Below are 19,088 nucleotides of genomic sequence, written 5' to 3'. Positions count from 1 at the left end.
TGGAAACCGCTTACAAAGCGAACTATGTTCAGTAGACAACTAGACCGAGTCGATTTCGGCACGTCATGAACGATAACAATAAGGAACCCAAGATGACTTCGCTGCAACCATTAAAAAAAACACTCATCGCAACCACCATTGCCCTTTCTGCTTCGCAACTCTATGCAGCAGGGTTTCAACTTAACGCCCAGTCAGCGACTGGCCTCGGCCGTGCCTTTGCGGGTGATGGCGTTATTGGCGATAACGCTTCAGTCATCGCTCGCAACCCAGCGGCGATGTCACTTTTCAAGCAACCAGCTCTATCAGTTGGCTTTGAAACCATAACGACAGATATTGAAGTAAAAGATTCTACATATTCCGGACTAGGGGGGACGGCTAATGCAGATACAAACTCGGTAGGAGACACATCCTTAGTTCCCAATTTCTATTACATTCAGCCTATAAATGACAAGTTTGCTTGGGGTTTCAGCGCCTATTCTAATTTTGGAACCAAGACTGAGTTCAGCGACGATTACGCTGGCAAAGAGTACGGCGGCAAAACCGATGTTAAAAGCCTTAACCTAGGCTTAGTGGGATCATACAAAATCACTCCTGCAGTATCTCTTGGTGCAGGTCTAGATGCTATTTACGGAAAAGGTACATTCACTAGACCTGATACAGCTTACAGCGGCGGCCGAGATGTTCTCGACATTGAGGCAGATGGCTGGGCTTTAGGCTGGAATGTAGGCGCGATGTATGAAGTAAACAAAAATCACCGCTTCGGTTTTGATTACCACTACAGCCCTGAAATTGAAGCTGATGGGGATGTTTACCGGTTCAACCCATCAGCCCCCACGGCAACTGCTATAGAAGATACAGTCTTAATGCCACTTCCTGATATGGCGGAATTCTCCGGCTATCATCGCTTATCACCCAAGTATGCCATTCATTACAGTATTCAGTTTATTGAATGGTCAGAATTCGACACTTTAAAAGCAGAAAAAACAGGAAACATTAAAGAGTACAGCTGGCAAGACGCATGGCATTATGCCATCGGTGGCACTTACTATATGAACGATGCATGGGAGCTGCGTGCTGGCTATATGTATGATACTAGTGCTCAAGATCAAGTACGCTCGATTGCTGTACCTGACTCGGATCGTCAATGGCTCTCTGCTGGGTTCACATACAAACCTGATGATGTCAGCAGTATCGATTTTGGAGCGACCTACTTGCTAGGAGAAGATGTGAACGTTACAGAAAACACACCTAATCCAGGGAACCCTAGTACGAATGTTTCATCAATTAATGGTACGACACATGCAAATGCAATTCTTTTGGGTCTGCAATACAGTCGATCTTTCTAAGTATTGTTAAACAAGCATTCCAATCAAAAAGCCCAGCTACTCGCTGGGCTTTATTTTAGATATTGAAAAGTTAGGTATTCGAAGGCCACACCAAAGCACCATTACGCTGCCAAATCACTTTGCCCTGCCAATCAGGGTGTTGCCAAAGATCGCCGATCGCGACCAAGGTCTGATCACAAAAAATATAAGGCAATTGCTCACGCCACCAGCTAGGGATCTTTTGATCCTGTAACCATTTTTTTAGCGGACGATGACGGCCATTATTCATGCGTAGTTGAATTCCCTCTGGTCGAGATCGAATCAGTACTGTTTGATCACAGTAAAGGCGATCAAACGGGCGCTCCAGCCAAGTATCAGCGGCCAGCGTCTGTTCAGACACTATCTGTGCCTTAGGTAACACATACAGCACATCCTGAAACCTTATCAGTCGATAGTCAGCACTTTGGTACTGCGGACGCTTCGCTTGATGACTAAAAAACATTTGTACTAAAGCGGCTTGTTGATGTTGTGTCACACCAATACCTTGCTGTGCTAAATAAGTGGTAAGCCAAAAACCTCGCTCGTCCTCAGGAAGCTTGGTGAGCAGCAGTCCACCATCGGCGTCGATAAAGCCAGCTAAGCTGTCTTGCACTAAGCGCTCCAGTACCTGCGCTTCACTTTGTAAGCGCGTGACACTCTGTGCGATGCGCTCCACTACTTGGCCGTTGTTGTGCTGCCAAGGCGCAAGCACTTGATGACGTAAAAAGTTGCGGCGAAAACGCGCATCGTCATTCGACTCATCTTCTACCCAAGATACATGGTGCTGCCGTGCGAACGCTTCTATCTGTGCCCGTGGCGTATTGAGTAAGGGTCGAACAATAACAGCATCTCCCAGCTCGCGATGCTCTGGGATGCCCTGAATACCACGCCAGCCGCAGCCGCGCTCAAGCCTAAATAACAGTGTTTCAGCTTGATCGTTGGCATGATGACCTTGCAGCAACACATCGCCCGCTTGAACATACTGCTCGAATACTTGATAGCGTTTTTGTCGCGCCTGATCCTCAACCGAAGCGCCCTGCTCGACCTGCACACACTCGCTGACAAAAGGTATCTGCCAGTCCGCACATACCTGCTGACAATGGCGCAGCCAAGCATCGGCCTGCTCACTTAAACCATGATGCACGTGCACTGCCATGACACGCTGGCGCAGTGTCGAAGGGGCTTGATGGGTCAACAAGTACAGCAGCACCATCGAATCCACACCGCCGCTTAGCGCAACCCATACTTTCCCGTGCGCGCCAAGTAAGCACTCAATACGCTCGAAGTCGATATCAATCATGCACTGTCTCTTTCTCAGGCGTTACAAACAGAAAAGGCGCCGAAGCGCCTTTAACACGATAAACCAAGCGGCTTACAGAGCAAATAAATGGTGTTTCTTCTTGCCCAGTTTGACCAAGAAGTATTTGCCGTAATAGCCATTCTCTGCGGTAAAGATCTCAGCAGCAGCCATGTTATCGTCCATCCCCTTAGCGACACCATTAACGATGACAGAGTTACGCTGCAATGCATCTTTTACTTGTTTACCGCTAGCAGCCAGACCTGCATCCGCAAGTAACGTTGTCAGTGGCGTGTCAGCAAGATCGATACCTGCCAATGAGCTGCTTGGCAGACCGTCTAGCTGGATCTGCTCAAGATCTTGCTCACTTAGCTGATCTGTTTCACCGCTAAATAGCGCTTGAGTAATACGTTCTGCTGCGGCTAGACCTTCTTCACCGTGTACCAAACGCGTCGCTTCACGGGCTAGGATCGCCTGTGCTTGTGGCTTACCGCCGTTTTCTTGATCGGCCTTTTCAATCGCATCAATTTCTTCAATCGATAAGAAAGTGAAGTACTTCAAGAATTTGTAGACGTCAGCATCCGCGGTGCCAAGCCAGAATTGGTAGAATGAGTACTGGCTCGTCTTGCTCGAATCAAGCCATACCGCACCCGACTCCGTTTTACCAAATTTAGTGCCGTCTGATTTGGTCACCAAAGGTACGGTCAAACCGAACGTTTGCGCTTGGTTTTGACGACGAGACAAGTCGATACCACCAACAATGTTGCCCCACTGGTCACTACCACCAACCTGCAAGGTACAGTCGTACTGACGATTCAGCTCAGCGAAGTCCATGCCTTGCAGCAAGGCGTAAGAGAACTCAGTGAAAGAGATACCTGAACCTTCGCGATTCAGACGTTGCTGCACTGACTCTTTGTTAATCATAGCGTTAACCGAGAAGTGCTTACCGATTTCACGCAAGAAATCGATCACATTCATTTCCCCGGTCCAGTCTAGGTTATTGACCACGCGTGCTGGGTTATCGACGCCTTCAAAGGCAATAAACTGACTCACTTGACCTTTGATCTTATTCGCCCAGTCGCCCACCACATCAGAGGTGTTTAATGAACGCTCGGCTGCTTTAAAGCTTGGGTCGCCGATCATACCTGTTGCGCCACCAACTAAGGCAATCGGGTTATGACCCGCATCTTGGCAGCGTTTCAGTACTAATAGCGGCACCAAGTGACCAAGGTGTAGACTGTCAGCGGTTGGATCGAAGCCACAATACAAAGTACGACGACCGGATGACAAGTGAGCGCGCAGCTCTTCTTCAGATGTCATTTGAGCGATTAGCCCACGAGCTTGCAAATCAGCTAATAGGTCGAGGTTTTGTTGTGTCATTGTGTAGATCCAAATCCTAGTTGAGTGAAAATATTTAGCGTTCAATTATAGCCACTTAGTTGATAGGATTACACGGCTTTGTAATGAAAATGGACGCCAAAAAGTGAACAAATCACGCTTACCAAAAAGCTTACTCGTTGCCTCATGTATTTTTGTCTTGGCTGGGGCGAGTCTGTTGTTTTGGCCTAGCACACAACCTTTGGTATCCACACAAACCAATAGCACCACACCAACCTCATCGTCGGCCAGTGCGGGACCCATTCCTGAGCCGCAAACTGTCGCTACGCCCGAGCATCTACAAAAACAAGAACAAACGTTAGAATCCACCACTTTTGTACTACAAGAAGGAGATTCTTTATCGCGTATTCTGGATCGCTTAGGCATCAGCAATCGTCAAATCGCCATGCTGATTCGTGCGGATGAAGATCAAGTCTTTAGTCGTCTGCAACCCAATCAGACCTTAGAAGTCACTGTTGCGATGCCATCACAGGACCTCAAAAAGGTCATACTTACCCCTAATCGCACCGAACGCTACGAATTCACCTATGGCGGTGGCGCTTTTCGATTTGAAACACACAAGGTGCCAGTTAGCACTGAACGACTCTACAAAGAAGTCTCGATTCAAACATCACTGTTTGTCGATGGCGCCAATGCAGGCATTCCGGACAAGATCCTCTTTCAACTGACGGACATCTTCCGTTGGGACATTGATTTTGCTTTAGACATTCGCCAAGGCGACCGCTTTGCGCTGGTCTACGAAGTACAGGAAGTAGAAGGCGATGTGGTGGGCTACGGCGACATTCAAGTGGCGCAATTTATTAACAACGGCCGCGTATTTGAGGCACTACGTTATGACACACAAAAACGTACTGATTATTTTACCGTAGACGGTTTGTCGCTACGCAAAGCGTTTATTCGTACACCCGTCGACTTCACACGCATTTCATCACCGTTTAACCCACACCGCTTACATCCAATCTTCAAAACCACACGGCCTCATCAAGGAGCGGACTATGCCGCACCGACCGGCACCGAAGTACAAAGTGCAGGCGATGGCACATTAACATTTGTGGGGCAGATGACCGGCTACGGCAACACTATTATCGTTGATCACGGGCATGGCTTTAGTACGCTTTACGCTCACCTAAATGGGTTTGCCGAGCAAATGATTGCAGGCCGTGACGTGCGCCAAGGACAAGTGATTGCCTTCGTCGGGGAGACCGGCTGGGCCACAGGACCACACTTGCATTACGAGTTTCGCATTAATGGCCAACATCAAGACCCTGAGACCATCACTATTCCAAATGATAGCCCGATGAATCAGCAGGAGCTGCGCACCTTTTTACCCTACGCACAGCAAACCATGCAGCGTTTTACACAGCGCCATTCGCCAGCGTTCAATCAAGCCCTATCACGCTTACGCCGCTGAGCAGGCACAAAAAAGCCGCCCTAAGGCGGCTTTTTAAATTCGATTGTGTCAGCGGATTATAGTGCGCTGTCAACAAACTCGATCAGTTGTGATTTTGATACAGCGCCTACTTTAGTCGCAGCCACTTCACCACCTTTGATAACAAGCAGTGTTGGGATACCACGTACATTGTACTTAGGTGCTGTTTCAGTATTTTCATCAACGTTGATTTTAACAACTTTAACACGACCTGCGTATTCTTGAGCAACGTCTTCAAGAACCGGCGCGATCATTTTACAAGGACCACACCAAGGTGCCCAAAAGTCTACGATCACAGGTAGGTCAGATTTTAGAACTTCTTCTTCGAACTGAGCATCAGTTACGTTTACGATATTTTCGCTCATTGCTAAATCCTTAAATTCGGTTATTTCTTTAATGTGATCTAGTGTATCACTAATCTCAGCGCTTAAAAATCAGAATACTTAACCGCGCTGATAGCAAAACGCTATAACGTCATGTCTTCCAACAGCGCCACCAACTCCGGCAACGAATGCACTTCGGCATCTGGCGTCACTGACCACTCAGAGCGCCAGCGGCGAGCACCATGGCGGTTAAACCAAACCGCACGAGCCCCAGCGTTTACCGCCCCTTGCACATCATCGATCGGGTGGTCGCCAACGTGAATAATACGCTCCATCGGCACATCCGCGCGCTCCGCCAAACGCTGAAAAATCTCTGCATCGGGCTTAGCGATGCCTTCTTTGTCGGCACGAATCACGGTTTTAAAGTAATGATCCAAAGAGATGAACTTATGGAATACATCGGCGTTGCCATTGGTCAAAGCGGCCAATTCATAGCGCTCAGACAGCTTAGTCAACGTCGGATGCACATCGGGGTACAAATCAATACGCTGACGCCAGTCGTAAAACACATTAAACGCCTGCTCTGCTCGCTGCTTTGCTTCTTCGCTTGGCAAACCATAGCGCTCTAGAGCAACTTGATACTGCGCCAAGCGTACCTTAGTTACATCATGTTTAATCTCAGGGTACAACTCATAGATCTCATACTTTAAAGGATCCATAGTTGGCGTATAAAACTGTTCGGCAAAGCCTGGAAAATGGTCATCAAACCATTTTTCCATGGCGTGCTCTGCTCGTGCGAGAGTTGGATCCACATCCCATAGGGTGTTGTCCAAGTCGAAAGAAATCAGAGTTTTCATGGTAATAACCTAAGTAAAAGTGCACTGAGCAAATCGGAGAAATAATCTAAGAAGAGTGCGCCCTTGTCTTTATCGAAGTGATTTAAGCGATTCGAACCTAACGCGAGCACGCCATGATATACCACTTGGCCATTCTCTAAGGATACTAACGGTAGCACGGCTGATGACATCACCGAGCGACTTTGCCCAGCAAATAAGAATTCTGACTCGGCCACCGATAAGACGCCGCAATAGCAACCTGAGTGCAACAGCATTTCTTTGAGAATCGGCTCAGACGACTCCCAGCTGGCCGTGCGAATAGACGTGTCGAGCGTGTCATCGGTAAACAGCACCATCGACAAATAATCGACTGCAAAGTCTTCCCGCATGACTTCTTCGACCACGGCGGCAAAGTCGTCTAAGCTTTCGCAGCTTAGACACTTCAAAATTAAGCGTCGACTCTTTTTCATGATCGCTTCGTTTTCGCGTGCAATGTCTACTAGACGCTCAAACTCACCACGATAATCCGCGGTCGATTGACGTAACAAAGAGACCTGACGCTCTAACAGCGAGATAGCACCACCGTGAACCGGATGAGGAATAGTCAACTCCTCTAATAACGCTGGATGTCGCTCAAAGAAATCAGGCGTTGTTTTTAGATAGCGGACGACTTCCTCTTCCGTCATGGAACCTCTCTTAAAGATAAATTTGTCCTTCAAAGACTTTTTCGGCGGGCCCAGTCATGACAATCGGATGACTTGGCCCTTGCCATTCGATACGCAGATCACCGCCTGGTAGATGCACCAACACTTGCGAATTTAGCCAGCCTTGCTTAATGCCAGCGACGACCGCCGCACAGGCACCTGTACCACAAGCTTGCGTTTCCCCCACACCGCGCTCAAACACACGCAGATTCACCTCATCGGCAGACAAGACTTGCATAAAGCCCACATTGACGTTTTTCGGGAAGCGCTCATGACATTCCACTACAGGGCCAACAGTATGTACGATCTCATCGCTCAGTTCGTCTACACGAATCACCGCATGCGGGTTGCCAACGGATACAGGCGTAAGCTCGACTGTCTGTCCAGCGGCTTCCAACGTATAAAGCTCTTGTACCCCATCAGCAATAAACGGTAAGTCGTCAGGCATAAAGCTTGGTTCACCCATATCGACGGACACTTGACCGTCATTCATGACATTCAGCTGAATTTGGCCACGCTTAGTCTCAACATTGATGACGCGCTTATTGGTCAACTCTCGATCCAATACGAACTTGGCAAAACAACGGGCGCCATTGCCGCAATGCTCTACTTCTGAGCCATCGCAGTTAAAAATGCGGTAGCGAAAATCCATATCAGGATTGGAAGGCGGCTCAACCACCAACAATTGATCAAAGCCAATACCGCGGTAACGATCACCTAAGCGCTCAATCTGCGCTTTGTTGAAGTACACCTTGCGTGACACCGCATCGACTACGACAAAGTCGTTGCCAAGGCCATGCATTTTGGTAAATTTTAATAACACATCAGGCTCCTTAAGCAGGCAATAATTGCTCACCAGCTAATTGATGCTCAATGTCTTCGCGCTCACGAATCAAGTAGGTTTTATCACCATCAACCATCACTTCCGCAGCGCGACCACGGCTGTTGTAATTGGACGCCATGGTAAAGCCGTAGGCACCTGCTGAACACAAGGCTAATAAACCACCTGGCTCAATGTCTAGTTCACGATCTTTACCCAAGAAGTCGCCGGTTTCACAAATCGGGCCAACTAGGTCATAAGTTCGCTTACCTTCTGCTGTCGCTTCCAAGTTAACTTGGACAATGTCCATCCAAGCACCATACAGCGAAGGACGAATCATATCGTTCATCGCACCATCAATGATGGCAAAGTTTTTATGCGGGGTGCATTTTAGGAACTCAACCTTAGTCAACATCACAGCCGCATTGGCAGCGATCGAGCGACCTGGCTCAAACGCTAGTGAAAGTGGACGATCACCTAGTTTTTCAAGCAATAGCGCAGCGTAATCTTTTGGCTCTGGCGGTACTTCATCACGGTAACGCACACCTAGACCGCCACCTAGATCAAGGTGTTTGATCTCGATGCCTTGCTCGGCCAACTGATCAATCAAATCAATCAAGCGATCAAAGGTATCCAAGAAGGGTTGTAGCTCGGTTAGCTGCGAGCCAATGTGGCAGTCCACGCCCATCACGTTCAGGTTTTCAAGTGAGTGCGCTACGCCATAGATGCGTACTGCATCTTGGATATCGATACCAAATTTATTGTCTTTTAGACCGGTCGAGATGTAAGGGTGCGTTTTGGCATCCACATCAGGATTCACACGTAGCGACACTGGCGCTTGCTTACCAAGCTCACCTGCCACTTTGTTCAGGCGATGCAACTCGGCTTCTGACTCAACGTTGAAGCAGTGAATGCCCACTTCTAACGCACGGCGCATTTCGTGTTCTTGTTTGGCTACGCCTGAGAACATCACCTTACTCGGATCACCACCGGCGCGTAACACACGCTCAAGCTCACCTACTGACACGATATCAAAGCCCGCACCGCGACGCGCCAGTACGTTTAGGATGGCAATATTTGAACACGCTTTCACGGCGTAACAAATCAGGGTTGGGTGTGAAGCAAACGCATCCGCATACGCTTGATAGTGAGTCTCAAACGCGGCACGTGAGTAAACATACGTAGGTGTGCCGTATTGTTGTGCGATATCTGCTAAGGAAACGTTTTCAGCCTGTAGTTGCTGACCTGAGTAATTAAAAAAAGACAAGGTATACCTCAATTCTGATTCGTAGTGGTGGCAGTCTCTTCGGCGGTCGGCTGATCCGGTAAATACAACGGACCTTTGTTACCACAAGCGCTTAACACTAGGGCAAAAAACACGACAAAAAAGGGCTTTAACACTGTCATCACCATCCATTAATACATTTTTCTGACAGTATACTGATCCCCCCTGTGATTCCCACCCCTGCTAGGAACTTTGACGAAAATTCTTTGCCGCGCCCCTCTTCCACCAAGGGCTTGATTTGTTATAGTGAAGGACTGCACGGTATCAGTGCAGAGTTTGTTGGTAAGAAGAAGGCAGGTGATCTTCATGGGGCGTTTGGGTAAACCATGGTTGTTGGCATTAATCGTTGCCTTATGCCTGCACGGCCTTTTTTTCTTGGGATTTAAAGATCGCCACTGGGGCATTGATGCACTGCCGAAAGCGCCGCCACAGCTCAACGTTTCTATTATTCCGGCGGACACTGAAGACTCACAACCAGAGCCGCCAATAGAAGCCCCTCAAACAGCCTTTACTGAGCCAGAAGATGCTCCAATTGACAATACTTCTGTAAACGACACCCCAGTGCCTAACAGCATACCGTCGCAACCTAGCAACCCTATGCCAGCCGATCTTCTTGCGCCGGTTAGCACAGAAACGCCGGTCGCGCCGACCTCAACACCAGCTAGCACCGCAAACGTGCGCCAACGGGCTGTCTCGCTACGGGAAATAGACCAACTGCAACAGGGCTTAGATCAGCTACCAGAGAACTGGAAACAGGACAGCTTACTAGACATAGGTAACGACAAAAATCGTGAAAACACCGTCGATACAGCAAAAGCGGCTTTCTCGCCTAACTTTAGACAGGCGCTGAGTGAAGCCAAAAACCTGCAGGCTGAATACAAAAAAGGGGTTATCCAAGAGCACGACTACCCGATCACCGAAGACGCGGATGGCACGCGCTACGTCAATATCAAAGGGGTGTGTTGGAAATTGCCTGAACCTGGTAGTTATGGCGAATGGCAAGTAGTGCTATCAGGCTGCTCAGGGCAACAGCACACCTTCCGCTTTGAGCTCAATATCACCACTGATATCTTGCGCAGTGATATGTTTAATGACCTGCCTTTCAGTATTCCTGAGCGTTAGTTAGGACTTTTGAGCGTACAGCGACAAGAGTTGCGTGAAGCGGCCTTTTTCCTGATGAAATAAAGCCTGAAGACGACCATTGGCCCAAAGCTTTTCATGAAAGTGGTAAGCCACTGTATTCACGGCTGGCTCCAACAACGCGACAGTACCACCCAACAAAAAACTTCCTGTAACCAAGTAAGTAACAGTAAACGCAATGGAAAAATGCACTAGGGCAAAAGTTAAGGTTTTCATCGGCTTCACTCCTCTTCAACGATTAAGGTTAAGAGTAAAAGCTCACCCAAGATTATTGAAATAGATTAAAAGAACCATCTTAATTACATTAAGCTATCAAGGTAGACAAAGTAGTTAGCATAGAAACGTTGTTCTGGGCTATTTTCCTGCTGCGCCTCTAACCACAACCCCGACCCGACCCAGTCCACTTGAACTGGCCACGCCTGCGCCAGCCAGCGGCGTGCCTCGGCTTGGGATAGCGCCTCCCCAACCAACACTAAGTGTTTAATACCTAGCTCAGTCACCACTCCCAGCACTTCTTCTTTCGAGCGTATCTCTTCTAAACAAAGCGTGTGCTCTTGCTCTTGAGCTAGGGCCCAGGTAATCAGCCGCGCTGGCAAGTAGTGCCCATCTAGCGCCACCACCAACACTTGATAATCTTTTGCAGGCACACGTTTCCGCTTTTGTTTTAGCGAGACCAACAACTCATTCAAAGAGGTTCGCAACACCGCATAGGCCGGTGCACTCGCTTGGTCGCTTTGCAGTACCTGTAGCGCCGGTAACAACCCCTGGCGTAACACCACGTTGACCGGATATTGCTTAATAGCCTCAAGCAACTGCGCCTCCCATTTACTTATCGCAAAAGCTCGTACCGTTTGAACAAAGCCGGTTCGCCACGCTAACCAAGGACTTTCATCTTGCACTGGCGCAACAGGAGACACCTGCTGAGATAGCAGCTCTCGAACCTTACTGACCGCCACCCCTTGGTTGATCCAATACAGAATGCGCTGCACCTGCTCAACATCGAAGGCGGTATACAGCCGATGCCCTTTATCGGTACGAAAAGGCTTTAATAATCCATAGCGACGTTCCCAAGCACGTAAGGTCACCGAGTTCACTCCCGTGCGCTCGGATAATTCACGAATCGGAAATTGATCTACATTTAAGTCTGCGGACGTATGTTTCATATTCAATAACCATAACTTGTACAATTTGTATTTTTGTACAAGAATATAAATTATACAAACATTTTTGCTGTACAACGTTAGTCAGACGCAAATACGGAGTAAATTTTTATGGCGACACCAATCCCTACCACCAAACTTGTCATTATTGGTGCCGGCCTAGCGGGGGCCACTTTTAGCCACCTTGCTACTCAGCATCACATCCCGACGACTATCATCGAAAAATCTCGTGGTACGGGTGGACGCGCCGGAAGTAAGCGCTTGTCCTGTGGCGGCATTGATCAAGGCGCCAGCATTTTGGGGTTCAGCGATGAAGATTTGACCGATATTCGCGAACATTTGCTTGAGCAAAATGTGTTGCAACGCTGGCAAAGCGGCTATGTCGGCACACCGCGTATGTCCTCGATTACGCGCTACCTAAGCAGCCATGCTGAGCTGGTCACCGAAACCAAGGTACAACATATCGAACGTAGCTACGACGATTACTGGCTACTTCGGGATGATAAGTATCAACCCGTTATCAAAGCCGAATATGTCATGATTGCGACACCTGCCCTACAAGCCTCAATGCTGCTGGCGACGATCCCAAACACCAGCACACTATTACTGCAAGCCAACCGCGCGGGCGCCAATACCTTGTCTCAGTGGGTGATGTGGCTACGCACCAGCCAAACCGATGCCGCGCCGCTGCAATTCTCTGTTCATCCTTCACTGGAAACCTTGATCAAAGATTCCGATAAGCCGGGTCGTGAGCGTCAAGACGATGACCTGTGGGTCGTACAAGCTTCGCCCGAATGGAGCCAGACCCACTTAGACAGCGACAAGGCCGAGGTTCAAGCCGCTCTACAACAAGCCTTCAGCGAAGTGATTGACTGCGAAGTATATGAAGCCGGTGAACCCCATCGCTGGTTGCTTGGTCGCCAAGCAATGCCCGTCTCGAGTAGCAGCTTCCTATGGGACAACCAACTCAACATCGGCCTAATAGGCGACTGGCTCTGCCAAGGGGATGCAGAGGGCGCCATGTTGAGCGCTCAATACGCATTCGACTATTTACGCAAAAAAGTTTTGTAAGCAATTATTGGGGGAAAGCATGATTGCCACCGATTGTCATCCAAACCAAATTGAACACAAAGTTCCTGTAGGCATCAGTGCTTGCCTACTAGGTGAAAATGTCCGCTACAATGGCGGCCACAGCCGCTCGACTTATTGCCTAGGACCGTTGGCGGAGTTTTTTGAATACCACAAATTTTGCCCCGAAGTGGCGGCAGGCTTTGGTACACCGCGTCCAACCATGCGCCTTGAAGGCGACCCAGAACAGCCACGTTTATCCTTTTCTAACTCGCCTGGCAGTGATGTCTCTGATCAGCTCAATCAAGCCAATGAGCGCTATTTAGATAACTTGCCTGAGATCGATGGCTATATTTTGATGAAGAACTCACCGTCTTGTGGCCTTGAGCGCATCAAGGTGTATCAGGAAAATGGCCATCCGCATATGCAACGTGTGGCGGGGCTATTTACTCAAGCGTTACAGCAACGCTATCCGCTACTACCGATTGAAGAAGATGGGCGCTTACACGATCCGGCCCTACGCGAAAACTTCTTACTACGCGTATTTGCCCATCATGAGTTTCGCCATACGGTGTTAAATGATGTCTCGATGAAAGCCCTGATCGACTATCACAGCCGCTATAAATACGTGGTGATGGCGCATTCGCAGCCCGCTTACAAATCTCTAGGGCGTCTCCTATCCGGACAAGAAAAGTGCTCCATCGACACTCTTTGTGAGCGCTACTTCAGCGAATTTATGGCTGCCTTAAGCACACCCGCAAAACGCAAAGATCACTGTAACGTGTTGATGCATTTAGTGGGCTACCTTAAGCGTGAGGTGGATTCAGAAGTTCGCCGCGACATTCTAGAAGTCGTCGAACAGTACCGCCGCGGTGAAGTGAACCTCACCACTCCTACTACCTTGCTGTATCACTACCTGAAGCTTTATGGCAGCGAATACGTCAAAGAACAGCGTTATTTTGCGCCTTACCCACAATCACTTGGCATAAGGAATACGGTATAACCATGTCTGCCACTCAGCTTATATGGCTGCGCAATGACTTGCGCCTTACGGACCAGCCAACCATCGACCAAGCACAAAAACAAGGCGAGATCGCCTTAGTTATTTGTTTAACACCAGAACAGTGGCAAGAACATAACGAATCGGACGCCAAGTGTGGCTTACGTATTGATCTTATCAAAACACTGCAACAGCGAGCGCATGACTTAAATATTGCCTGTCATGTGCTACACCTTAAACGTTTCAGCGACTGCCCTAAGGCTATCACAGCGCTGTGCCAGCAACATGATTATGCTCAAGTATGGTGGCAAAACGAACTGCCTGCTCATGAAGCCCAACGCGATCAGGCTGTCGCCGACGCACTTGCCGATGCTCAGATCGACTGCCAGCGTTTCGCCCCTGACTTAATTGTTAGTCGCCCAGTGCACACCCAGCAAGGCGAGCCCTTTAAAGTGTTTACGCCGTTTTATAAACGCTGGCTAACTCTATTAACCAGTCATGTGGAAACACCTTACGAGGCCCCTAAAAAACAAGCCGAGGCACAATTACCTAAGCTCACTGAGATCACCGCTAGCGACTATCGTGACGATATTTGGCCAGCTGATTTTCAGGCTATTCGCGAAAAGCTGTGGCATTTTTGCCATAAAAAAGAAGCAGCCTACGATGACCAGCGTGATTTTCCCGCTACCCCTGGCACCAGTTTACTGTCACCGTATTTAGCACTTGGGGCGCTGGGCCCACGGGAATGCCTCGAAGCCATTATCCAAACCAACAGCCAAAACGACCGTGATTGGCAGCATAGTATTTGGCTAAAAGAGCTGGCGTGGCGCGATTTTTACCGTCAGTTAATGGGGCACTTCCCTGATCTTTCTAAGGAGCTTCCCTTTAAGCCAGAAACGCAAAACGTGGTTTGGCGCAATAACAGTGATGCCTTCGCCGCTTGGTGCGAAGGCCGCACAGGCTTTCCAATCGTCGATGCCGGTATACGCCAGCTGAACCAAACAGGATGGATGCATAACCGCTTGCGCATGATCACGGCAAGCTTTTTGACCAAGCTTCTACTCACCGACTGGCGCTGGGGTGAAGCCTACTTTATGCAACACTTGATTGACGGTGAGTTTGCCGCCAACAACGGTGGCTGGCAGTGGAGCGCATCGACAGGCTGCGATGCCGCCCCCTACTTTCGAGTATTTAATCCCACTCGCCAATCTGAGCGTTTCGATGAATCCGGTGACTTTATTCGCAAGTTTGTACCGGAGCTTAAAAGCCTTTCTGACAAGCAACTGCACAATCCACCCAGCGCCATGCGTCGTAAGTTAGGCTACCCTGAGCCTATAATTGATTACAGCTCATCGCGAAAAAATGCCATCGCTGCGTTTGAAAATCTAAAATAACTCGGCAAATCCTCATACTCCCCAGTCGTTTGACATTGGTCACACTGGGGATTATTTTGATCTCTAACCAATAGGTTTTAGGCAATGATCCCCTGCTAGGGGTTCATTAGCACCCTGTGAATGGCCTATAATGCGCGCCAAACAATCCCCCAACCTATCTGACAGAGAATATGCCCGAAACTCAACACCTACACGAAGTGCTCGTTCACTTACGCCGCATTATTCGCGCCACGGACCTACAATCCAAACGCGTCGTCAAAGCGTGTGGTCTCACCATCCCGCAAATTATGGTACTTAGAGCCATCGAAGAACTTGGCGATGTCACGGTACGCAAAATCTCTGATAATGTTTCTTTAAGCCAAGCCACTGTGACAACGATTCTAAATCGTCTTGAAGAACGCAGCTTAGTGGCTCGAGTACGCGCGCAAAAAGACAAGCGCATTGTTAATGCTCGACTGACTGATGAAGGCCGTGAGATGCTGAAAACCACACCGCCGCTGCTGCATGAGAAATTTATTTCTGAGTTTGAGTCACTTGAAAACTGGGAGCAGACACAAATGCTGTCTTCCCTTCAGCGTGTCGCCATGATGATGGATGCGGAAACATTAGACGCAGCGCCATTACTCGACATCAACTCGCCTAACCTTTCTTGATCACTTAGACTGCTTGGTCAGCCTCTTAAAACGCAAAAGGCCGCTTAATAAGCGGCCTTTCGTTTATCCCCTATGCTATCTAGGGCGATAAGTTGTCAGATCAAACAATCGTGACATTTTCAGCTTGTGGGCCTTTTTGACCTTGAGTCACCTCAAATGTCACTTTTTGACCTTCAAGCAATGTACGACGACCCGTACCGTTGATCGCGCGAAAGTGTACGAATACATCCGATCCGCCATCGCGTTCAATAAAACCAAATCCTTTTTCATCGTTGAACCATTTAACGATACCGGATACCAATTGATCTGACATAATAACCTCTTTTTCTTTTACTACTACACTTAGTGTGTATTCATCATAGGCGCATAAAGCGCTGTTCCTTTGCCCTGCCAAATCCACCCATTCATTGAGTTAATTTTATACAGTAGCCATTCGATAATATGACGTCTTAATAAAAATATAAACCCTTAAGCACATACAAAAGCATCTTAAATAGGTTCCATAACTTCATTAAAGCGTATACAGGTGGGATAGCTTACTCTGCAAACATGACAACCATTTGACAGACAAAGCACCAAAAGTAATCAGCCATAACAAACACTCACCAATAAAGCACCAAACCAATGCATTTAGGCACATTATTTGCTTATTGCCTCTATCGCCCAGGATAGGCCCCGCCAAAATACTCTATTTTGCCCCTGCAAGAAGCAAAAAACGAATAAGCTCACCAATACGGTGCGCAACAACCTTTACAGGAGCTCCATGTGGATCACATTAATAGTGCAGTAGAAACGCTTGTTTCCAGCTCGAACACTCTTTTTATCCTACTCGGCGCCATTATGGTGTTTGCTATGCACGCAGGCTTTGCCTTCCTAGAAGTCGGCACAGTGCGCCATAAAAACCAAGTCAATGCGCTGGTCAAAATCATGACGGACTTCGCCATTTCTGCGTTAGTCTACTTTTTTGTTGGGTATCAAATTGCTTACGGTATCAACTTCTTTGATAGCGCTGCCGTGCTCTCAGAAAACAATGGCTATGCCTTAGTTAAATTCTTCTTTTTAATGACCTTTGCTGCAGCAATCCCTGCCATCATTTCTGGCGGTGTGGCTGAGCGCGCCAAGTTTTATCCCATGCTCGTCTCAGCAGCAGTCATCGTTGGCTTGGTTTACCCATTTTTTGAAGGACTTATCTGGAATAGCAACTACGGCTACCAAGCATGGCTAGAAGCACAATTTGGTGCGCCGTTTCATGACTTCGCAGGCTCTGTCGTTGTCCACGGCGTTGGCGGCTGGGTGGCTTTAGCAGCCATCATGCTGCTGGGCACACGCAATGGTCGCTTTCGCAATGGACGCTTAGTCGCGTTTGCCCCGTCTAACATTCCATTCCTGGCCTTAGGCGCTTGGATTCTTTGCATTGGCTGGTTTGGCTTCAATGTGATGTCAGCACAAACGTTAGACGGCGTCAGCGGTCTCGTCGCGGTCAATTCCTTAATGGCTATGGTGGGCGGCGTACTGACGGCAATGCTGATTGGCAAGAACGACCCAGGCTTTATTCACAACGGCCCTTTAGCAGGCTTAGTGGCGATTTGTGCCGGTTCAGATCTAATGCATCCTATCGGTGCCTTGATGACGGGTGGCATTGCCGGCGCTTTGTTTACCGTATTGTTCACTTGGATTCAGCAAAACCTTCGCAATGTCGACGATGTACTCGGCGTCTGGCCGCTACACGGCATTTGTGGTGCTTGGGGTGGTATTGCGGCAGGCATTTTTGGACAAAGCTATGCAGGCGGCTTAGGCGGTGTGACTTTTATGGCGCAGCTAGTCGGCACACTCAGTGGTTTGGCCATTGCCTTGATCGGTGGTTTTGCAGTTTACGGTATAACCAAAGCGCTATCTGGGTTACGCTTAAGCGAAGAGCAAGAATTCGATGGGGCCGATTTATCGATCCATCAAATAAGCTCGATCGGTAAAGAATAACGCTATCTAAAAACGGTGAGACGCAGGCAATGTGTCTCACCGTACGGTTAACACAATGCATATTTGGCTTTTAACACACAGCGAAGAACTAAAAAAATCAAATGGTACCGGCCAGCTGGTTAAGCAGGTTTTACCCACTCAATGCTCAATCATTACTTGGCAACGGACCGAGCCAAACGCAGCAATTTGTGCACTCCCCAACGATAAAACCTTGCTGATCTATCCTCGGCCAGAAGAACAAATCGACCAAACGCCAGCAGAAGAAATATTAAACAGTGTCGAACACATCATTATTTTGGACGGTACATGGCAGCAGGCACGCAAGATGTACAACCAAAGCCCCTATCTACATGGATTTCCTAAATACGAGATTATTGGTCAAACCTCGATCTTTCAGCGTCGTCGCAATCAAGTCACTAATGGCTTATGCACCGCCGAAAGCGCGGCATTTTTACTAGAAAAACGCCAATTTCATCAAGAGGCCGAGGCGCTAAAAGCAGCGTTTATCCAGCATAATCAGGCACTTCCTGATCACTCAACCACCTGAAGTCTGATCACGCCCACGCCAGCGACGGATGCCTCGATACGATCCCCCACCACGACTGGACCGACATTTTCTGGCGTGCCCGTCATAATCAGATCTCCAGGAAACAATTCAAACTGCTCCGACAATTTGGCAATCACTTCTGCGATGGACCAAGTCAGGTGCGTCAAGTCACTCTCCTGCTTCATCTCCCCGTTGACAGATAATGCCACTCGACCGCTTTGCAGTAGGTCCTGCTGGCGCAACACGATGGGCGAAAGCGGCGCACTGTCAGCAAAGGCTTTGCCGGCTTCCCAAGGTCGCCCTTTGGCTTTGGCCTGAGCCTGCAAGTCACGACGCGTCATATCAAGGCCAACAGAGTAGCCCAATACACATTCGGAGGCCTGCTCAACCGATAATTGCTTTCCGCCCTTACCGAGAGCGACCACTAACTCCACCTCATACTCTAGCTGCTCTGTTGCCAGCGGATAAGGTAGCTCAGCCACACCTTCAAAGGTAACGGGTAATATACAGTGTCGATCCTTACAAAAGAAAAACGGCAAGTCTCGACTTGGGTCATCCCCCATTTCCCGTGCATGAGCTGCGTAGTTACGGCCAACACAGTACACTCGGCGCACCGGAAAGACACTGTCACTATCGACTATCGGTAATATGACCTCAGACACCGGGTCAATACAGTATTTCATCTCACTCTCC

The 19,088-nt window shown here is 48.6% G+C and carries 21 protein-coding genes; 9 read left to right on the top strand and 12 right to left on the bottom strand.

Going from position 1 to position 19,088, the window contains the following annotated elements; genetic code table 11:
• The first annotated feature begins 92 nt into the window (after window positions 1–92).
• Entirely contained in the window at window positions 93–1,346 is a 1,254-nt protein-coding gene (locus JQX58_RS09570) for an outer membrane protein transport protein (RefSeq protein ID WP_204146603.1), read from the top strand.
• Window positions 1,347–1,416: 70 nt separating this feature from the next.
• Here the strand turns inward: JQX58_RS09570 and tilS are convergent, their stop codons facing one another.
• Window positions 1,417–2,664 carry a tRNA lysidine(34) synthetase TilS gene (tilS, locus tag JQX58_RS09565; RefSeq protein ID WP_204146602.1) on the bottom strand — a complete coding sequence of 416 codons (1,248 nt, stop codon included), beginning with the start codon at window positions 2,662–2,664 and terminating at the stop codon, window positions 1,417–1,419.
• Window positions 2,665–2,736: 72 nt separating this feature from the next.
• The gene (gene tyrS / locus JQX58_RS09560) at window positions 2,737–4,041 is read right to left on the bottom strand and encodes a tyrosine--tRNA ligase (RefSeq protein WP_204146601.1); all 1,305 of its coding nucleotides are present in this window, start codon (window positions 4,039–4,041) and stop codon (window positions 2,737–2,739) included.
• A gap of 103 nt (window positions 4,042–4,144) precedes the next feature.
• On the opposite strand from tyrS, the gene JQX58_RS09555 reads away from it, so the two are divergent.
• Window positions 4,145–5,470, top strand: coding sequence for a peptidoglycan DD-metalloendopeptidase family protein (locus JQX58_RS09555; RefSeq protein WP_204146600.1), 1,326 nt, complete (start codon window positions 4,145–4,147; stop codon window positions 5,468–5,470).
• Between the two features lie 56 nt (window positions 5,471–5,526).
• On the opposite strand, the gene trxA is transcribed toward JQX58_RS09555, so the two are convergent.
• From trxA to lptM, 6 genes are all read right to left on the bottom strand, one after another.
• On the bottom strand, window positions 5,527–5,853 hold the full coding sequence (gene trxA, locus JQX58_RS09550) for a thioredoxin TrxA (RefSeq protein WP_204146599.1): 327 nt from the start codon (window positions 5,851–5,853) through the stop codon (window positions 5,527–5,529).
• Between the two features lie 101 nt (window positions 5,854–5,954).
• Window positions 5,955–6,668 carry an HAD family hydrolase gene (locus tag JQX58_RS09545; RefSeq protein ID WP_204146598.1) on the bottom strand — a complete coding sequence of 238 codons (714 nt, stop codon included), beginning with the start codon at window positions 6,666–6,668 and terminating at the stop codon, window positions 5,955–5,957.
• The gene (locus JQX58_RS09540) at window positions 6,665–7,333 is read right to left on the bottom strand and encodes a DUF484 family protein (RefSeq protein ID WP_204146597.1); all 669 of its coding nucleotides are present in this window, start codon (window positions 7,331–7,333) and stop codon (window positions 6,665–6,667) included. Before JQX58_RS09540 ends, JQX58_RS09545 begins: the two co-directional genes overlap by 4 nt.
• 10 nt (window positions 7,334–7,343) lie before the next feature.
• Window positions 7,344–8,174 carry a diaminopimelate epimerase gene (gene dapF / locus JQX58_RS09535; RefSeq protein ID WP_204146596.1) on the bottom strand — a complete coding sequence of 277 codons (831 nt, stop codon included), beginning with the start codon at window positions 8,172–8,174 and terminating at the stop codon, window positions 7,344–7,346.
• Between the two features lie 10 nt (window positions 8,175–8,184).
• Entirely contained in the window at window positions 8,185–9,438 is a 1,254-nt protein-coding gene (gene lysA, locus JQX58_RS09530; RefSeq protein WP_204146595.1) for a diaminopimelate decarboxylase, read from the bottom strand.
• An 8-nt stretch (window positions 9,439–9,446) separates the two neighbouring features.
• The gene (lptM, locus tag JQX58_RS09525; protein WP_204146594.1) at window positions 9,447–9,578 is read right to left on the bottom strand and encodes an LPS translocon maturation chaperone LptM; all 132 of its coding nucleotides are present in this window, start codon (window positions 9,576–9,578) and stop codon (window positions 9,447–9,449) included.
• 184 nt (window positions 9,579–9,762) lie between these two features.
• Between lptM and JQX58_RS09520 the strand changes: the two genes are divergently transcribed.
• Window positions 9,763–10,578: a hypothetical protein gene (locus JQX58_RS09520; protein WP_204146593.1), complete on the top strand. Its 816-nt coding sequence runs from the start codon at window positions 9,763–9,765 to the stop codon at window positions 10,576–10,578.
• Here the strand turns inward: JQX58_RS09520 and JQX58_RS09515 are convergent, their stop codons facing one another.
• Together JQX58_RS09515 and JQX58_RS09510 are read right to left on the bottom strand one after the other, a co-directional pair.
• Window positions 10,579–10,812, bottom strand: a complete 234-nt coding sequence (locus JQX58_RS09515) for a DUF2061 domain-containing protein (RefSeq protein WP_204146592.1) — start codon at window positions 10,810–10,812, stop codon at window positions 10,579–10,581.
• Between the two features lie 83 nt (window positions 10,813–10,895).
• The gene (locus JQX58_RS09510; protein WP_204146591.1) at window positions 10,896–11,759 is read right to left on the bottom strand and encodes a MerR family transcriptional regulator; all 864 of its coding nucleotides are present in this window, start codon (window positions 11,757–11,759) and stop codon (window positions 10,896–10,898) included.
• Between the two features lie 108 nt (window positions 11,760–11,867).
• On the opposite strand from JQX58_RS09510, the gene JQX58_RS09505 reads away from it, so the two are divergent.
• The 4 genes from JQX58_RS09505 (at window position 11,868) to JQX58_RS09490 (ending at window position 15,871) form a co-directional block, all read left to right on the top strand.
• On the top strand, window positions 11,868–12,827 hold the full coding sequence (locus tag JQX58_RS09505; RefSeq protein ID WP_204146590.1) for an NAD(P)/FAD-dependent oxidoreductase: 960 nt from the start codon (window positions 11,868–11,870) through the stop codon (window positions 12,825–12,827).
• Window positions 12,828–12,846: 19 nt separating this feature from the next.
• On the top strand, window positions 12,847–13,827 hold the full coding sequence (locus tag JQX58_RS09500) for a YbgA family protein (protein WP_204146589.1): 981 nt from the start codon (window positions 12,847–12,849) through the stop codon (window positions 13,825–13,827).
• Between the two features lie 2 nt (window positions 13,828–13,829).
• Entirely contained in the window at window positions 13,830–15,218 is a 1,389-nt protein-coding gene (locus tag JQX58_RS09495; protein ID WP_204146588.1) for a cryptochrome/photolyase family protein, read from the top strand.
• Window positions 15,219–15,388: 170 nt separating this feature from the next.
• The gene (locus JQX58_RS09490) at window positions 15,389–15,871 is read left to right on the top strand and encodes a MarR family winged helix-turn-helix transcriptional regulator (protein WP_204146587.1); all 483 of its coding nucleotides are present in this window, start codon (window positions 15,389–15,391) and stop codon (window positions 15,869–15,871) included.
• Window positions 15,872–15,971: 100 nt separating this feature from the next.
• Here the strand turns inward: JQX58_RS09490 and JQX58_RS09485 are convergent, their stop codons facing one another.
• Window positions 15,972–16,184 (bottom strand): cold-shock protein, encoded by a 213-nt coding sequence (locus JQX58_RS09485; RefSeq protein WP_115468511.1) that lies wholly within the window; start codon window positions 16,182–16,184, stop codon window positions 15,972–15,974.
• Window positions 16,185–16,636: 452 nt separating this feature from the next.
• Between JQX58_RS09485 and JQX58_RS09480 the strand changes: the two genes are divergently transcribed.
• Together JQX58_RS09480 and JQX58_RS09475 are read left to right on the top strand one after the other, a co-directional pair.
• Complete coding sequence (locus JQX58_RS09480; protein WP_204146586.1) at window positions 16,637–17,848, top strand: ammonium transporter; 1,212 nt, start codon at window positions 16,637–16,639, stop codon at window positions 17,846–17,848.
• 55 nt (window positions 17,849–17,903) lie between these two features.
• On the top strand, window positions 17,904–18,395 hold the full coding sequence (locus JQX58_RS09475) for a DTW domain-containing protein (protein WP_204146585.1): 492 nt from the start codon (window positions 17,904–17,906) through the stop codon (window positions 18,393–18,395).
• On the opposite strand, the gene JQX58_RS09470 is transcribed toward JQX58_RS09475, so the two are convergent.
• Window positions 18,380–19,078 carry a fumarylacetoacetate hydrolase family protein gene (locus JQX58_RS09470; protein ID WP_204146584.1) on the bottom strand — a complete coding sequence of 233 codons (699 nt, stop codon included), beginning with the start codon at window positions 19,076–19,078 and terminating at the stop codon, window positions 18,380–18,382. The two genes, JQX58_RS09475 and JQX58_RS09470, sit on opposite strands and share 16 nt — an antisense overlap.
• Window positions 19,079–19,088 lie beyond the last annotated feature (10 nt).

This window comes from Marinomonas ostreistagni, from assembly GCF_016888445.1.
Lineage (GTDB): Bacteria > Pseudomonadota > Gammaproteobacteria > Pseudomonadales > Marinomonadaceae > Marinomonas > Marinomonas ostreistagni.
This window is presented reverse-complemented; position numbering and strand designations above follow the sequence as displayed.

Excerpts from the sequence above, each read along its gene's own strand:
- JQX58_RS09540 (WP_204146597.1), bottom strand. The coding sequence starts at position 7,333 with ATGACGGAAGAGGAAGTCGTCCGCTATCTAAAAACAACGCCTGATTTC.
- JQX58_RS09505 (WP_204146590.1), top strand. The coding sequence starts at position 11,868 with ATGGCGACACCAATCCCTACCACCAAACTTGTCATTATTGGTGCCGGC.
- JQX58_RS09495 (WP_204146588.1), top strand. The coding sequence starts at position 13,830 with ATGTCTGCCACTCAGCTTATATGGCTGCGCAATGACTTGCGCCTTACG.
- JQX58_RS09475 (WP_204146585.1), top strand. The coding sequence starts at position 17,904 with ATGCATATTTGGCTTTTAACACACAGCGAAGAACTAAAAAAATCAAAT.
- tyrS (WP_204146601.1), bottom strand. The coding sequence starts at position 4,041 with ATGACACAACAAAACCTCGACCTATTAGCTGATTTGCAAGCTCGTGGG.
- tilS (WP_204146602.1), bottom strand. The coding sequence starts at position 2,664 with ATGATTGATATCGACTTCGAGCGTATTGAGTGCTTACTTGGCGCGCAC.
- JQX58_RS09490 (WP_204146587.1), top strand. The coding sequence starts at position 15,389 with ATGCCCGAAACTCAACACCTACACGAAGTGCTCGTTCACTTACGCCGC.
- lptM (WP_204146594.1), bottom strand. The coding sequence starts at position 9,578 with ATGACAGTGTTAAAGCCCTTTTTTGTCGTGTTTTTTGCCCTAGTGTTA.
- JQX58_RS09545 (WP_204146598.1), bottom strand. The coding sequence starts at position 6,668 with ATGAAAACTCTGATTTCTTTCGACTTGGACAACACCCTATGGGATGTG.
- JQX58_RS09485 (WP_115468511.1), bottom strand. The coding sequence starts at position 16,184 with ATGTCAGATCAATTGGTATCCGGTATCGTTAAATGGTTCAACGATGAA.
- JQX58_RS09510 (WP_204146591.1), bottom strand. The coding sequence starts at position 11,759 with ATGAAACATACGTCCGCAGACTTAAATGTAGATCAATTTCCGATTCGT.
- JQX58_RS09470 (WP_204146584.1), bottom strand. The coding sequence starts at position 19,078 with ATGAAATACTGTATTGACCCGGTGTCTGAGGTCATATTACCGATAGTC.
- JQX58_RS09500 (WP_204146589.1), top strand. The coding sequence starts at position 12,847 with ATGATTGCCACCGATTGTCATCCAAACCAAATTGAACACAAAGTTCCT.
- JQX58_RS09570 (WP_204146603.1), top strand. The coding sequence starts at position 93 with ATGACTTCGCTGCAACCATTAAAAAAAACACTCATCGCAACCACCATT.
- trxA (WP_204146599.1), bottom strand. The coding sequence starts at position 5,853 with ATGAGCGAAAATATCGTAAACGTAACTGATGCTCAGTTCGAAGAAGAA.
- JQX58_RS09520 (WP_204146593.1), top strand. The coding sequence starts at position 9,763 with ATGGGGCGTTTGGGTAAACCATGGTTGTTGGCATTAATCGTTGCCTTA.
- JQX58_RS09515 (WP_204146592.1), bottom strand. The coding sequence starts at position 10,812 with ATGAAAACCTTAACTTTTGCCCTAGTGCATTTTTCCATTGCGTTTACT.